A 14,300-nucleotide genomic window follows, 5' to 3' on the forward strand; every position below is an offset into this window, starting at 1 on the left:
GTCCGAGAAGAACGAGCCGGTCATCTGGAAAGCCATCAAGCATGGCGCCGTGCTGGAAAACGTCGTGCTCGATGCCAACAAGCACGCCGACTACAGCGACGTCAGCCTGACCCAGAACAGCCGCGCCGCCTACCCGTTGGAGCACGTGGCCAAGCGCTCCGAGGCGAACCTGGGTGGCGAGCCGAACGCGGTCATCTTCCTGACCTGCGACCTGACTGGCGTACTGCCTCCCGTGTCGATCCTGAACAACGAGCAGGCGGCCTACCACTTCCTGTCCGGCTACACCGCGCTGGTCGGCTCCACCGAAATGGGCTCGGGCGGCGGCATCAAGTCGACCTTCTCCACCTGCTTCGGCGCGCCGTTCTTCCCGCGTCCTGCTGGTGAATACGCCGAGCTGCTGATCAAGCGCATCAACGGCTTCAACTCCAAGGTCTACCTGGTTAACACCGGCTGGACGGGCGGTGGCTACGGTGTGGGCAAGCGCTTCAGCATTCCGACCACCCGTGCCGTGATCGCTGCCATCCAGAGCGGCGCGTTGGTCGGTGCTGAAACCGAGCACCTGGACATCATCAACCTGGACGTACCGAAGTCGGTACCAGGCGTCGAGACTGACCTGCTCAACCCGCGCACCAACTGGGCTGACAAGGCTGCCTACGACGAAGCCGCCAAGGGCCTGGCCAACCTGTTCATCGAAAACTTCAAGAAGTTCGATGTGTCCGATGCCATCAAGGCTGCGGGTCCTCAGCTGTAAGCTGAAGCAGGTTGTAGTAAAAAAGCCGCCCTTCGAGGCGGCTTTTTGCTGGGAGCTTCAAAAAGGTTAGTTCGGTCAAACGGCTCATTTTCTGATTCACTGTGTCCATCCAATGTGAAACCGCGAGCCTGCCCGATGATCCAGCCTCCTCAGCGCACTGCCTTTTCTCACGTGCATCCGATCCTGACCCGCGCGCAAGACAACGACGCCAACGGCCATATCGCGGGCTCGACCGTGCATGCTTATTTCGAAACGGCCATTCAGGCCTTTTTGATTGAGCAAGCCGGACTGGATCTGCGCGACGGCGCATTGGCGGCGTTCGTGGTCAGCTCGGCGGCGGACTTCTATGCCCTGCGGGGCTTTCCGGACGTACTGGAGGTTGCGCTGGGTGTGACGCGTCTGGCTGGGAGCACCGTGGAGTACCGGCTGGCGCTGTATCGTCCTGGTGAAGCCCAGGCTTGTTCGGCGGGGACGGTGGTGCAGGTTTTCATTGACCGAGCCAGTGGCCAGCCGGTTGCGCTGCCGGCGCAGTTAGCGGCGCTTGCAGAGCAGGCCCCATGAAAAAACCCCGCCTCAAGGCGTAATGCTGTTCATTTAGGGCCGCTCCGCGACCCATCGCGGCACAAGGCCGCTCCTACAGTGACTGCGTGACGCTTGAGTTAGCGGGCTCACTGGGCATCGTGGGAGCGGCCTTTGTGCCGCGATGGGCCGTGAAACGGCCCCAACACGCTTAAGTGAACAGCATTACGCCTCAAGGCGGGGTCTTTGCGCAGCGGTTACCGCTGACCCATCAAGGGTGGCGATGACGGCCGTGCTTGCGGTGGCCGTAATGGTGACCACGGTCCCAGTGACGGCGGTCGTCGTAGTCGCGGCGGTAGCGGCGATGGTCGCGGCGATCATCCTGATCAGCCTTGTTGCCCATGTAGTTGCCCAAGGCACCGCCGGCGCCGCCGCCAGCGGCTGCACCGATGTAGCTGCCGGTGGTGCCGCCAACGGTACGGCCCACCACGTTGCCGCCTGCTGCGCCCAGCGCACCGCCGATGGCCGCTTCGCCACGCTGACGTTTGTCGGCGCCCACCGCACTGCCGGCGGCGCCGCCCAGGCCTGCGCCTATGGCGCCGCCTGTGCTACCACCGATGGACTGGCCTACGACTGAGCCCAGTACCCCACCCAATGCGCCGCCAATGCCGGCCTCGGTGGAGCCGCCTGCCATGGCAACGCCGCTGAGCAAGCTGAAAGACAACAACAGAATCGAGGAGTACTTCTTCATTCAAGAGAGCCTCAGAGTGATGACGAGGCGAATGTGCTTCTATCTGCAGCCAGTGGCAACGAATATCCGACGAATTGCACGGGTTGTACACAATTCGTCAACTCATTGATTTATAAGTGAAACTTTGTCTTTTTTTTGCGGTCTTATGCTCTTGTGACCCAGCCCTGCTCCTGTATTGGACCAGGGCTTTTTCATTCAGAGTATTCGCCCGTCGTCCTCTGCGCGTTCCAGTTTGATCGCAATGAACTTGGACGTGGGTGTATGACTACCCTCGCCAATGCTCTCCAGCGGCACCAACGGGTTCACTTCTGGATAATAGGCCGCTGCCTGCCCTGCAGGTATGTCGAACGCCAGCAGAGTGAAGCCGCGCACGCGGCGTACATGCTCATCCCCCCACAGTGAAACGATGTCGACCTTCTGGCCAGGCTCAAAGCCCAGCCGAACAATGTCGGCTTCGTTGGCGAACAACACGTCGCGCTGGCCGCGTACGCCTCGGTAACGGTCATCCAGGCCATAAATGGTGGTGTTGTACTGATCGTGCGAGCGCATCGATTGCAGTACCAAGTCCGGTACCTGGCCGCTGTTACGTACACGCTCGTCGATCAGGGAGTCTGGCAGCAGGTTGGCCTTGAAGTTGGCGCGGCCATTGGCCGTGGCCCACTCGCGCCGGGCGGCGCTATTACCCAGATAGAACCCCCCAGGCTGGCGCATGCGCTGATTGAAATCAGCGAAGCCTGCAATGGTGTCGGCGATCAGGGCTCGAATGCGGTCGTAGTCGGCCACTAGCCATTGCCAGTCCACAGGGTGTTTGCCCAGGGTGGCTGCAGCGATGCCAGCGATGACCGCAGGTTCGGACCGCATCTGCCGGGACAGTGGCTTGAGCTGGCCATTGGAGCCATGGACCATGCTGAACGAGTCTTCGACGGTGACCGCCTGAGGCCCGTCCGCTTGCATATCGATATCGGTGCGGCCCAGGCAAGGCAGGATAAGCGCCTGCTTGCCGTGAACCAGGTGGCTGCGGTTGAGCTTGGTGCTGATGTGCACGGTCAGTTCGCAGTTGCGCAGCGCCCGCGCGGTGCGCTCGGTGTCAGGTGTGGCCTGGGCGAAGTTGCCGCCTAGCCCGATGAACACCTTGGCGTGCCCCTGGAGCATGGCATGGATGGCTTCGACGGTGTTGTGCCCGTTCTTGCGCGGCACCGGGAAGCCGAAGCGCGCTTCGATGGCGTCGAGCAGGGCGGCAGGCGGACGCTCGTTGATACCCATGGTGCGGTCGCCCTGCACGTTGCTGTGACCGCGAACCGGGCACAATCCGGCCCCTGGCGCGCCGATGTTGCCGCGCAGCATTTGCAGGTTGACCAGTTCCTGGATGGTCGGCACCGAGTGACGGTGCTGAGTGATGCCCATGGCCCAGCACATGATCACGCGCTGGCTCCGGCAGTACATACGGGCGGCCAGTTCGATGTCTTCGAGTGCCAAGCCCGACTGCTGCTGGATATGCGCCCACGGCGTGGCATCGACCACCGCCAGGTAGTCGTCCAGGCCGTGCCCGTGCTCGGCGATGAAGGCGTGGTCGAAGACCGCCGGCTCGCCCTTGGCTTGCGCTTCACGCTCCCATTGCAGGGCGAACTTGGCCATGCCGCGCAGCATGGCCATGTCGCCACCCAGCGCCGGGCGGAAGAACGCGGTATTGGTGGGGCGGTCGCTGTTGGTCAGCATCTCCAGCGGGTTTTGCGGGTGCTGGAAGCGTTCCAGACCACGCTCCTTGAGCGGGTTGATGCACACCACCTGCGCACCGCGTTTCACCGCATCGCGCAGCGGGTCCAGCATGCGAGGATGGTTGGTGCCCGGGTTCTGGCCCCAGACGAAGATGGCATCGGCGTGCTCGAAATCCTCGAACGTGACGGTGCCCTTGCCCACCCCGACGCTCTGCCCCAGCGCCACACCGCTGGCCTCGTGGCACATGTTCGAGCAGTCCGGAAAATTGTTGGTGCCGTAGGCGCGCACGAAGAGCTGGTACAGGTACGCCGCTTCGTTGCTGGCGCGCCCGGAGGTATAGAACTCGGCCTGGTCAGGGCTTGCGAGCTTGTTCAGCTCTCGGCCGATGAGGGCGAACGCGGCGTCCCAGCTGATGGGCTGGTAGCGATCACTGGTGGCGTCGTACACCATCGGTTCGGTCAGTCGGCCTTGGTACTCCAGCCAGTAGTCGCTTTGTTGCAACAACGAGGTAACGCTGTAGCGGGCGAAGAAGGCGGCGTCCACGCGGCGTTTGGTGGCTTCCCAGTTGACGGCCTTGGCGCCGTTTTCGCAGAACTTGACCATGCCGCTTTCGGGCGAGTCGCCCCAGGCGCAACCCGGGCAATCGAAGCCGCCGTTCTGGTTGGTCTTGAGCAGGGCGCGGATGTTCTTCAGCGGGTTGTCGCTGCCAACCCAGGCTTTGGCCACGCTGCGCAGTGCACCCCAGCCGCCGGCAGGGCCGTGGTAGGGCTTGTAGCGAGGGGAAGAGGCTGGGGCGTTTTTCGGAATAGGCTGGTACGAGGTCACGGCTGTTACGACTCCGCCGCCGGGCTGTAGACCCGCGGTGCGCTGTGTTTGGGCAAATGAATGAGGTTGAGGTTGTGCCTGCGCGCCCATTGCAGGGCCAGGCCCGTTGGTGCCGACAGGCTGACCAGGGTCTGGATGCCGGCGCGCAGTACTTTCTGGATCAGTTCCAGGCTGCAACGGCTGGTGACGATGGCCAGGCCGCCGCCGCTGTCGATGCCCTGGCGCAGCAGTGCGCCAATGAGCTTGTCAAGGGCGTTGTGCCGGCCAATATCTTCGCGGCCCAGCAGCAGTTCGCCATGGCGGTCCATGAACAAGGCCGCATGCACGGCGCCGCAGTGCTGGCCCAGCGGCTGGAAGGCGTCGATGCGCTGGCGCAGGCCGACCAGCCACTGTGCAGGCGGCAACGGGGCGCCGGGCAGCTTGGCCAGGTCCGGCAGCGCCTGCTCCAGGGCTTCGACGCCGCACAGGCCACAGCCGCTGGTGCCGGCCAGCTGGCGGCGTTGGTTCTTCAGGTTCCAGAAAGCGCGGCTGGAGATTTCCAGGTCCGCGTACATCGACGCGCCACTTCCCGACAGTTTGACGTCGTAGATTTCGGCGGTGCTTTCAACGATGCCGCTGCCCACACTAAAACCAACGGCAAAATCTTCCAGGTCGGTCGGGCTGACGAGCATGACGGCCTGGTTCAGGCCGTTGTACACGATCGCCAGGGCGACTTCTTCGGCCAGTGGCGTGCTGCCAGGCTGGCCATCGCCGAGCTGGACGTAATCATAGGTAGTGCTGGCGGCGGGCAGGGCTAACGGTAACGAGGCCGCACAGAACGGTGGCTTGCTGTTCATCCAGGCGTGCTCTTGATCGGCGATTGGGCGCCGGCTTACTGAGGCTACAAGCCTAGGCTTGCCCGCCGGCGACGTCTAATTGCTAGGGTCTATGCCGTGATAGACCGCGTCGATAGGTCGCAGTGCGATGACTGACTGAGTCATGGCCTAGACTTCACTGTCCAACGGTTTCACATCAACAAGGAGAGCGTCATGAGTCTATTCAGCTTTGTGAAGGAAGCAGGCGAGAAGTTGATCGATCTGCTAACCCCCGGCAATGCCAAGGCCGAGGAGCAGTTGAAAAAGCACGTTGAAAACGTCGGGTTGGGTAACCCCAACATCACCGCCACCGTGGAAGGCGACACAGTCACCCTCAAGGGCGAGGTAGCGAGCCAGGAAGAGAAAGAGAAGATCATTCTGGCAGCCGGCAACATTGAAGGTGTGGCCAGCGTCGACGATCAGATCACCGTCACCGGCCCAGTAGCCCAGGCTGCGCGCTTCGTGACCGTGGAGAAGGGCGATACCCTGAGCGCCATCTCCAAGCGGGTGTACGGCGATGCGAACAAGTACCAGAAGATCTTCGAGGCCAACAAGCCCATGCTGTCGGATCCGAACAAGATCTACCCGGGCCAGGTGTTGCGTATTCCCGAGTAACGGGTAAGCCTGTCTATAGGCTTGTCACCGCAACCCGCGCCCATGGCGCGGGTTTGCGTTCACAGTCCGTGCAGCAATTCCCGATAGTCCTCGACAGCTGCGAACTCTGCGGTATCCCGAGGCTGAGCCTGGCTGTCCGGCTGACGCACCGCCAGCAAGTGGCCCACCCCGAATTGCCGGGCACTGCGCAAGATGGGCAATGTGTCGTCGATGAACAGGCTGCGGGCAGGTTCAAAGCCGATATCGGCTTGCAAGGCATCCCAGAACTGCGGGCTTTCCTTGGGAAACCCATAGTCGTGGGAGCTGATCATGCGGTCGAAGTAGGGTGCCAGTTCGATGCGCTCGAGTTTGAGCGACAGTGAATCGCGGTGTGCATTGGTGATCATGATTACCCGCTTGCCTGCCTGGCTGATCGCGGCCAGAAAGGTATCGGCATCGGGTCGCAAGGCGATCAGGTCGGCGATTTCGCGCTTGAGCTCGCGGATCGGCAAGCGCAGCTCACGGCTCCAGAAGTCCAGACAGTACCAGTTCAACGTGCCGGCGTTGCGCTCGAACAGCGGTTCGAGTTCCAGCTGCGCCATCGCCCGGCTCACGCCGTGCAGTTCTGCATAGCGCTGCGGCAGGTGCTCCAGCCAGAAGCGGTTGTCATAGTGCAGGTCGAGCAGTGTGCCATCCATGTCCAGCAGGACGGTGTCGATGGCGGACCAGGGAAGAACAGGCATGGGAAACTCTCGTTCGGTCGGCAAGCCACGGTATAGTAACCCGTTCACGCCAAGGAGCCCCCCATGCGCCAGAAACCTACCGTCCTCAGCCGCGAGATCGTCGCCAGCAGCCGCCTGTTCCGAGTCGAGGCCGTCGAGTTGCGGTTCAGCAACGGCGTGGAACGCACCTACGAGCGGCTGGTGGGCCGGGGCAACGGTTATGGCGCGGTGATGATCGTGGCCATGCTCGATGCCGAGCACGCGGTCCTGGTCGAAGAGTACTGCGGCGGAACTGACGAATATGAACTGTCCCTACCCAAGGGCCTGATCGAGCCCGGCGAGGACGTGCTGGCGGCAGCTGACCGAGAGCTCAAGGAAGAAGCCGGCTTTGGTGCACGGCAACTGGAGCACCTGACCGAGCTTTCCCTGTCTCCGGGCTACATGAGCCAGAAAATCCAGGTGGTGCTGGCCACCGACCTGTACGAGGAACGGTTGGAAGGCGATGAGCCGGAGCCGATGGGCGTGGACAAGGTCAACCTGCGGGAGCTGTCGGCCTTGGCCATGCACCCGCAGTTCAGCGAAGGTCGCGCGCTGGCTGCCTTGTACCTGGCCCGTGACCTGCTGATCCAGCGCGGGGTACTGGCACTATGAACGATCAGCAATTGATGCAGGGCGTGGTGGCGTTGGCGCTGTCGGCGGGCGAGGCGATCCTGCCGTTCTGGCGCGCCGATGTGGCCGTCGTCAACAAGGCCGACGACTCGCCCGTCACGGCTGCGGACCTAGCTGCACACCAGGTGATTGCAGAGGGCTTGCAGGCTCTGGCCCCGCACATTCCCGTTCTGTCCGAAGAAGACTGCGATATCCCACTGGTGGAGCGCCAGAAGTGGCGCCGTTGGTGGTTGGTCGACCCGCTCGACGGCACCAAGGAGTTCATTGCCGGCAGTGAGGAATTCACGGTCAACATTGCCTTGATCGATCAGGGCGAGGTGGTGTTCGGGGTGGTATCGATGCCCACTTCGGGGCGTTGCTATTTCGGCGGCCGGGCCCTGGGTGCCTGGCGAGCGGAGCGGGGTGAAACCGCGCAGGCCATCCAGGTGCGCGCCACCCCGCCTGCCGGGTCGCCTTTCACCGTGGTTGCCAGCCGCCGGCACTCCAGCCCTCGGCAAGAGGCTTTGCTGAACGGGTTGGGTGCTGCGGTGGGGCCGCTTGATTTGGTTTCGGTGGGCAGTTCGCTGAAGTTCTGCCTGCTGGCCGAAGGCAGCGCCGACTGCTACCCGCGTTTGGCGCCGACCTCCCAGTGGGACACGGCGGCTGCTCAGGGTGTGGTCGAAGGTGCCGGGGGCGAGGTGATCGAGGTCGACGGCCAACCCTTCCGTTATCCGGCGCGCGAATCGCTGCTCAATCCCTACTTCCTGGCCCTGCCGGCGGGGGCTGGTTGGCGAGAGGCCTTGCTTGCGCTTGTTTGATTCACAAGAGTCAGTGCGGCGTTGGGTGTTGAAAACTGCTCATCGTTTGAGGGCCGAAAGGGCCGCTAAGCGGCCTTAGATGCTCGCCTTCACACAAGACTAACAGTTGATCACTCGCGATCACCCCGCCGCTCACCTGTGCAACACATACTGCCCGCTGAACAGCACCGCCACTTCATCACTGCCCACGTTGCTCACTGCCGTTTCCAGCGTCAGCCGTGCCCGCCCACGCCGTTGATACATTGTCAGGAACCGCGACCAGGCCTTCTCGTCCGGTGCAGCGCAACTGGCCACGGCGGCGCCGGTAACCGGCAGCGGATAGCTGATCTGCCCCTCTTGAATGACGATATGCCCATCATCGATGCCCAATTCCTGTAGCCGCAGGTGCAACCAGCCCCAGCCGGCCAGGACCGCGGCGCAATAGAGGCTGCCACCGAACATGGTGTTCTTGTGGTTGACGTTGGCGGCCAATGGCAGGTGCAGGCGCAGGGTATGCCCTTGCCAGTCCAGCACCTCCAGGCCCATCTCCCGGGTCAGTGGAATATCGCCGTGAAGTACTGTCTGCAGCGGGTGAATCGGCTTGCTCATCAACGGGTTTCCTCATGGTCGTCGTGGCCACCGCCACCGCCCTCGAAACTCAGGCCATGCTTGCGTAACTTGTCGTGCAGCGTCTTGCGTGGAACACCCAGCGCTTCGGCCAGGCTACGCAGCGAGCCATGAGGCTGGGCCAATTCGGCAGTGATCAACGAGCGCTCGAAGTGCTCCACTTGCTCGCTCAGGTTGCCGGTGACGGGGGCGGGCGCGTTGGTTGCAGGCGGCGCCTGGCCATCGAGTGCCAGCTCCAGCCCGAGGGCAAAGCGTTCGGCCGCGTTTTGCAGTTCGCGCACATTGCCCGGCCAGTCATGGCGCAACAGCAAGGCCCGTTGCGCAGGTTGCAGCGCGTGCGGCCCCAGGCCATGGCGCTGGCTGGCCGCATCGGCGAAATGTTGGAAGAGCATCAGGATGTCGTCGCCACGTTCGCGCAGCGGTGGAGTACGCAAGGGCGCCACGTTCAAGCGGTAATACAAGTCCGCACGAAAACGGCCCTGATCGGCGGCCTGGCGCAGGTCTTCCTTGGTGGCGGCGATGATGCGGATATCCAGCGGTATCAGCTGATTGCCACCCAATCGCTCGACGACGCGCTCCTGCAGCATGCGCAACAGCTTTACCTGCACATCCAGGCTCATGCTTTCGATTTCATCAAGGAACAACGTACCGCCATTGGCGAATTCGAACTTGCCAATGCGGCGTTTTTGCGCGCCCGTGAAGGCGCCAGGCTCATGACCAAACAGCTCGCTCTCGACCACCGATTCGGCCAAAGCGCCAGCGTTGATGGCCACGAAGGGCCCGTCCCGGCGGCTCGACAGGTCGTGCAGGGCGCGGGCGACCACTTCCTTGCCAGCCCCGGTCTCACCCAGGATCAATACGTCCGCTCGCGTGCCGGCCAGCGCGCCGATCTGCTCGCGCAGGCGCTGCATGGCCGCGGACTGGCCTACCAGGCGCGTGGCCAGTTGCTGGCGGTCGCTCAAAGCCATGCGCAGGCTACGGTTCTCCAGCACCAATTGGCGCAGTGCCAGGGCGCGGCGTACGCTGTCGAGCAGGGCGTCGCTGGCGAAGGGCTTTTCCAGGAAGTCATAGGCACCGGCGCGCATGGCTTGTACCGCCAGCGGGACATCGCCGTGCCCGGTGATCAACAGTACCGGCAGTTCGCTGTCCAGGCCATGCAGCTGCTCGAGCAGCTGCAGGCCGTCGATGCCCGGCATACGGATATCGCTGACGACAACCCCCGGCCAATCTGTTGGAATGCGCTCGGCTAGGCCGTGGGCATCGGCCAGTGCCACGACCTTGAGCCCGGCCAGGTCCAGCGTCTGGCTCAGGGCTTGGCGCAGGTGTGCGTCGTCGTCGACCAGGATCACCTGGGCGCGGCTGTCGATCAGTGTCTCGGGGCTCATGCCGAAGAATCCTCTGAATTGGGCAAGGTGGCACCCGGCGGGGCTACACGCATTTTCAAGGTCAGCACCGCACCGCCCTCGGGGTGGTTGGCCAGCAACAGTTCTCCCCCCAGGGTGCGCATCAGGCTGTCACAGATGGCCAGGCCCAAGCCCAGCCCCTGGGTGCGGGTCTTGGTGGTGAAAAAGGGCTCTATGGCATGCTCCAGTGCCTGACGGGTGAAGCCGGGGCCGTTGTCGCGAATGGAGAGATAAACGCAATCGTCCTGCTGCTCTGCACTTATCCACAACCGGCGCGGGTTGGCCTTCTCGGTCAGCGCGTCCAGGGCATTGGCCAGCAAGTTGCCCAATACCTGACGCAGGCGGGTTTCGCCCGCCTGCACCCACAGCGTCGCTTCAGGCAGGTCGCGCACCAGCTCCACCGCCATTGCCCGGCGACGTTTGGCGAGCAGGGCCAGGGCATCGTCCAGGGCCGGTTGCAGGGCTACGCTTTCCGGCGCGTGGCGGTCACGGCGGGCAAAGGCGCGCAGGTGGGCAATGATCGAGGCCATGCGCCCGGTCAGTTCGCCGATCAGTTTCAGGTTGCCGCGCGCGTCCTCGGTACGTTGATGGTCCAACAGGATCTCGGCGTTTTCCGCATAGCTGCGAATGGCTGCCAGGGGCTGGTTCAGCTCATGGCTGATACTCGCCGACATGGTGCCCAGCACCGACAGCTTGCCTGCCTGCACCAGTTCGTCCTGGGCCCTCACGGCCTCCTGCTGGGCATTTTCGCGTTCGAGCACGGCGCTTTTGAGGCGCGCGTTGAGCCCTTCGAGGTCGGCGGTGCGCTCGGCCACGCGCTGTTCGAGCTGCTGACGACCACGAGCCTCGAAGTCGATGCGGTCCATGTAATGACGGCGCCGCTGCATCACCAGGCCAGTCAGCAGCACGATGACCAGCAGAGCGCCGGCACCGATGGCCGTAACCGTCTGCGCGGCGCGGTCCACCAGGATGCGCGGGGCAAGGATGCTGACCTGCCAGCCGGTCTCTGGAATGGCCCGGGTCTGGGTGATCCAGGCATCGTCACTGATCACCAGCGGCTGGGGTGCCTGGGTCGGGTACGGCTGGATGGCGATGATGGCCTGGCGCTCGGCCGCGGTCAGCGGACGGGTGGCGCGAAAACGCCACTCCGGGCGTGACGTGAGGATGACCACGCCGTTGTGATCGGTCAGCAGCAGTTGCTCGGGCGTGCGGCCCCACAAGGTCTCGGTATGATCGAGGTCGACCTTCACCACCAGCACACCGACGATGCGTTCGCCGTCGCGCACGGCGGCGGCAAAGAAATACCCCCGCTTTGCAGACGTGGTGCCCTGGCCGAAGAAACGACCGAGGTGCCCGGCCATGGCTTCGTTGAAGTAAGGGCGAAATGCGAAGTTACGCCCCACGAAGCTGTCGTGTTTGTCCCAGTTGGACGCCGCCAAGGTGTTGCCGCTGACGTCCATGAGGTACATCACCTCGGCGCCGGTCTGCTGCACGATGTTTTTCAGCAGGCGGTTGGCATTGGTGACCGCCTCCAGGCGGAACGGATCGGCCAGCACCCCGCGCAAGGCCGGCAAATCGCCAAGGATCTGCGGCAAGGTTTCATAGCGGTGCAGCGTCCCCAGCAGGTTGGCGACATAGAGGTCGAGGGTCTGCCGGTTCTGCGAGGCCAGTTCTTGCCGGTAATAGCGCTCGGCCAGGTGATGCAGCGGCCATAGCAGCGGCACCAGGCACAGCGCCAGTAAGGCCAGGCTGCGCCAACGGGGGCGGCGAGGAGGGGTGTTCTTGGCGATCATCACATCATTGCGTCAGAAAAGTCTGATGCAATTATGCGCTAGTTAAGGCAGCACTTGTGCTTCTGCCCACGACACGCCCACCTTGTCCTTGTCTGACAGCACAGGCGGCTGTTGCAGGCCCCAGTCAATGGCCAGCGTCGGGTCGTCCCAGCGGATGCAGCGGTCAGCCTGGGGATTGTAGTAGTCGGTGGTCTTGTACAGAAACTCCGCCGAATCGCCCATCACCGCAAAGCCATGGGCAAAGCCTGCTGGGATCCACAACTGACGATGGTTTTCCGCCGACAGGTGCACCGCCACCCACTGGCCGAATGTTGGCGAGTGCCTGCGCACGTCCACGGCCACATCGCGGATCTCGCCCTGTACCACGCGCACCAGCTTGCCTTGGGTATTGGCCACCTGATAATGCAGCCCACGCAGCACGCCCCGGCCGGAGCGCGAGTGGTTGTCCTGGACGAACTCGACCTCGGCGCCGGTCAGCCGGGCAAACTCGCGGGCGTTGAAGGACTCGAAAAAAAAACCTCGGCTGTCGCCGAAGACCTTGGGTTCGATGATCAGCACTTCGGGGAGGGCAGTGGCTATCACGTTCATCGGGAAACACTCTGCAGGCTATGCGTTATGACCCTAGCTGGCAGACGCGTGCTTGTCCTGTCCAGAAGAGCGCCCGACAACGGTCTGAACACTGCTAGGGTTAGGTTGCGCACGACGAGCGTCACGTATTTGCCGATTATTATCGAAATATAATCCGTATATTATGCGCCTTCTCGAACGCTATTCTGTTTAAAGATGGATTTATATCGGTTATAAACGCTTTTTACGCCCACACCCTTCCGGGCAGGGCCATGACAGAGGTCAACGATGAAAACCCTCACTTCCACGCCACGTGCCGATGGTTTCCACATGCCCGCCGAATGGGCCCCGCAAACCCAGGTCTGGATGGTCTGGCCAGAGCGGCCGGATAACTGGCGACTGGGCGGTAAGCCGGCGCAGGCGGCCCATGTCACCTTGGCCAAGGCGATCGCGCGCTTCGAGCCGGTCACCGTGGGCGTCTCGGCGGGCCAGTATGAAAACGCGCGTCGCCTGCTGGACCAGCCCAATATCCGGGTCGTTGAACTGGGCAGCGACGATGCCTGGGTGCGTGACACCGGCCCCACCTTCGTGGTCAACGACAACGGCGAAGTGCGTGGCGTGGACTGGGATTTCAACGCCTGGGGTGGCTTCGAGGGTGGACTGTATGCACCGTGGAACCGGGACGAGGCATTGGCTGGCAAGGTGCTGGAGATGGAGCGCTGCCAGCGTTATCGCACCGAAGGGTTCGTGCTCGAAGGCGGCTCGATCCATGTGGACGGCGAAGGCACGGTGATCACCACCGAAGAGTGCCTGTTGAACCACAACCGTAATCCGCACCTGAACCGCGAGCAGATCGAAACCGTGCTGCGCGACAACCTCGCGGTCGATACCGTGGTGTGGCTGCCAGACGGCCTGTACAACGACGAGACCGATGGCCATGTCGACAACTTCTGCTGTTACGTGCGCCCTGGCGAAGTGTTACTGGCCTGGACAGATGACGTGAACGACCCCAACTACGCGCGCTGTCACGCGGCCATGGAAGTGCTGCAGACCACCCGCGACGCCAAGGGGCGGGCCTTCGTCGTGCACAAGATGCCGATTCCCGGGCCGCTGTACGCCACCGAAGAAGAATGTGCCGGCGTCGACCAGGTGTCGGGCAGCCAGGAGCGTGATCCTTCGGTGCGTCTGGCAGGCTCGTACGTCAACTTCCTGATCGTCAACGGCGGCATCATCGCGCCGAGCTTCGACGACCCGGCCGATGCCGAGGCCAAGGCCATACTGTCGAGCATCTTCCCTGATCACGAGGTGGTGATGATCCCTGGACGGGAATTGCTGTTGGGTGGCGGTAACATCCATTGCCTGACCCAGCAGCAGCCGGCGCCTGTGTACCGTTGATGGTTCGTGGCGCGTAGTGAGGACGCACACGCGCACAACCGCCAGGCGACGCCTGGCACCTGCAGTGGCATAGCTTTTGTATTGTTTTTCAAACAGATAGCCTGATGTAACCGGGTTACCTGCTTGTAACACTACTTGCGTAGGTTAGCTGCTCACGGGCCAGGAGTACGTGTAGAAATGAATGCAGCAAGTGAGTCGGCATTGCGCCCATTGGCAATAGACCAAGCATCGCTCGAGCGTTTGGCGACGTGGTTGAAGCACCATGGAAGCAGCAGGGTCAGGACGACCGACCCACGACGGCTACTTGCCGGGCGCTACCCTGAAGGACTGATCAGCGA

14 protein-coding genes are annotated in these 14,300 nt (G+C 62.9%); 6 read left to right on the forward strand and 8 right to left on the reverse strand.

Features of this window, described 5'->3' with window-relative positions; translation table 11 throughout:
- A partial coding sequence (locus B2Y33_RS05315; RefSeq protein ID WP_288632777.1) for a phosphoenolpyruvate carboxykinase (ATP) occupies positions 1-751 on the forward strand: 751 nt, incomplete at its 5' end.
- 135 nt (positions 752-886) lie between these two features.
- The gene (locus B2Y33_RS05320; protein WP_288632778.1) at positions 887-1,312 is read left to right on the forward strand and encodes an acyl-CoA thioesterase; all 426 of its coding nucleotides are present in this window, start codon (positions 887-889) and stop codon (positions 1,310-1,312) included.
- A gap of 229 nt (positions 1,313-1,541) precedes the next feature.
- Here the strand turns inward: B2Y33_RS05320 and B2Y33_RS05325 are convergent, their stop codons facing one another.
- The 3 genes from B2Y33_RS05325 to fdhD all read right to left on the reverse strand — a co-directional run bounded on the left by B2Y33_RS05325 (position 1,542) and on the right by fdhD (position 5,398).
- Positions 1,542-2,021, reverse strand: a complete 480-nt coding sequence (locus tag B2Y33_RS05325; protein WP_027914113.1) for a glycine zipper domain-containing protein — start codon at positions 2,019-2,021, stop codon at positions 1,542-1,544.
- Positions 2,022-2,216: 195 nt separating this feature from the next.
- Positions 2,217-4,562 (reverse strand): FdhF/YdeP family oxidoreductase, encoded by a 2,346-nt coding sequence (locus tag B2Y33_RS05330; RefSeq protein WP_049696772.1) that lies wholly within the window; start codon positions 4,560-4,562, stop codon positions 2,217-2,219.
- Positions 4,563-4,567: 5 nt separating this feature from the next.
- Complete coding sequence (fdhD, locus tag B2Y33_RS05335; protein WP_027914111.1) at positions 4,568-5,398, reverse strand: formate dehydrogenase accessory sulfurtransferase FdhD; 831 nt, start codon at positions 5,396-5,398, stop codon at positions 4,568-4,570.
- A 192-nt stretch (positions 5,399-5,590) separates the two neighbouring features.
- Between fdhD and lysM the strand changes: the two genes are divergently transcribed.
- A complete protein-coding gene (gene lysM / locus B2Y33_RS05340) occupies positions 5,591-6,031 on the forward strand; it encodes a peptidoglycan-binding protein LysM (protein WP_027914110.1) in 441 nt (146 codons plus the stop codon).
- Positions 6,032-6,090: 59 nt separating this feature from the next.
- On the opposite strand, the gene yrfG is transcribed toward lysM, so the two are convergent.
- Positions 6,091-6,753, reverse strand: a complete 663-nt coding sequence (yrfG, locus tag B2Y33_RS05345) for a GMP/IMP nucleotidase (protein ID WP_028688175.1) — start codon at positions 6,751-6,753, stop codon at positions 6,091-6,093.
- A gap of 63 nt (positions 6,754-6,816) precedes the next feature.
- Between yrfG and nudE the strand changes: the two genes are divergently transcribed.
- The gene (gene nudE, locus B2Y33_RS05350) at positions 6,817-7,383 is read left to right on the forward strand and encodes an ADP compounds hydrolase NudE (RefSeq protein WP_023535727.1); all 567 of its coding nucleotides are present in this window, start codon (positions 6,817-6,819) and stop codon (positions 7,381-7,383) included.
- Positions 7,380-8,198: a 3'(2'),5'-bisphosphate nucleotidase CysQ gene (gene cysQ, locus B2Y33_RS05355; protein WP_028688174.1), complete on the forward strand. Its 819-nt coding sequence runs from the start codon at positions 7,380-7,382 to the stop codon at positions 8,196-8,198. Before nudE ends, cysQ begins: the two co-directional genes overlap by 4 nt.
- Before the next feature lie 132 nt (positions 8,199-8,330).
- On the opposite strand, the gene B2Y33_RS05360 is transcribed toward cysQ, so the two are convergent.
- Genes B2Y33_RS05360 through rfbC form a run of 4 tightly spaced genes read right to left on the reverse strand, consistent with a single transcriptional unit; the run spans position 8,331 to position 12,588 of the window.
- On the reverse strand, positions 8,331-8,786 hold the full coding sequence (locus B2Y33_RS05360; protein WP_206405232.1) for a YiiD C-terminal domain-containing protein: 456 nt from the start codon (positions 8,784-8,786) through the stop codon (positions 8,331-8,333).
- Positions 8,786-10,189 carry a sigma-54-dependent transcriptional regulator gene (locus B2Y33_RS05365; RefSeq protein ID WP_206405231.1) on the reverse strand — a complete coding sequence of 468 codons (1,404 nt, stop codon included), beginning with the start codon at positions 10,187-10,189 and terminating at the stop codon, positions 8,786-8,788. The genes B2Y33_RS05360 and B2Y33_RS05365 overlap by 1 nt, the downstream gene beginning before the upstream one ends.
- Complete coding sequence (locus B2Y33_RS05370; protein WP_206405230.1) at positions 10,186-12,000, reverse strand: sensor histidine kinase; 1,815 nt, start codon at positions 11,998-12,000, stop codon at positions 10,186-10,188. The genes B2Y33_RS05365 and B2Y33_RS05370 overlap by 4 nt, the downstream gene beginning before the upstream one ends.
- A 42-nt stretch (positions 12,001-12,042) precedes the next feature.
- Positions 12,043-12,588, reverse strand: a complete 546-nt coding sequence (gene rfbC / locus B2Y33_RS05375; RefSeq protein ID WP_027914103.1) for a dTDP-4-dehydrorhamnose 3,5-epimerase — start codon at positions 12,586-12,588, stop codon at positions 12,043-12,045.
- A 267-nt stretch (positions 12,589-12,855) separates the two neighbouring features.
- Here rfbC and aguA point away from each other — a divergent pair, with 267 nt between their 5' ends.
- The gene (gene aguA / locus B2Y33_RS05380; protein WP_145279338.1) at positions 12,856-13,962 is read left to right on the forward strand and encodes an agmatine deiminase; all 1,107 of its coding nucleotides are present in this window, start codon (positions 12,856-12,858) and stop codon (positions 13,960-13,962) included.
- Positions 13,963-14,300 lie beyond the last annotated feature (338 nt).

Source organism: Pseudomonas sp. UBA5666 (assembly GCF_002420785.1).
GTDB lineage: Bacteria > Pseudomonadota > Gammaproteobacteria > Pseudomonadales > Pseudomonadaceae > Aquipseudomonas > Aquipseudomonas fulva.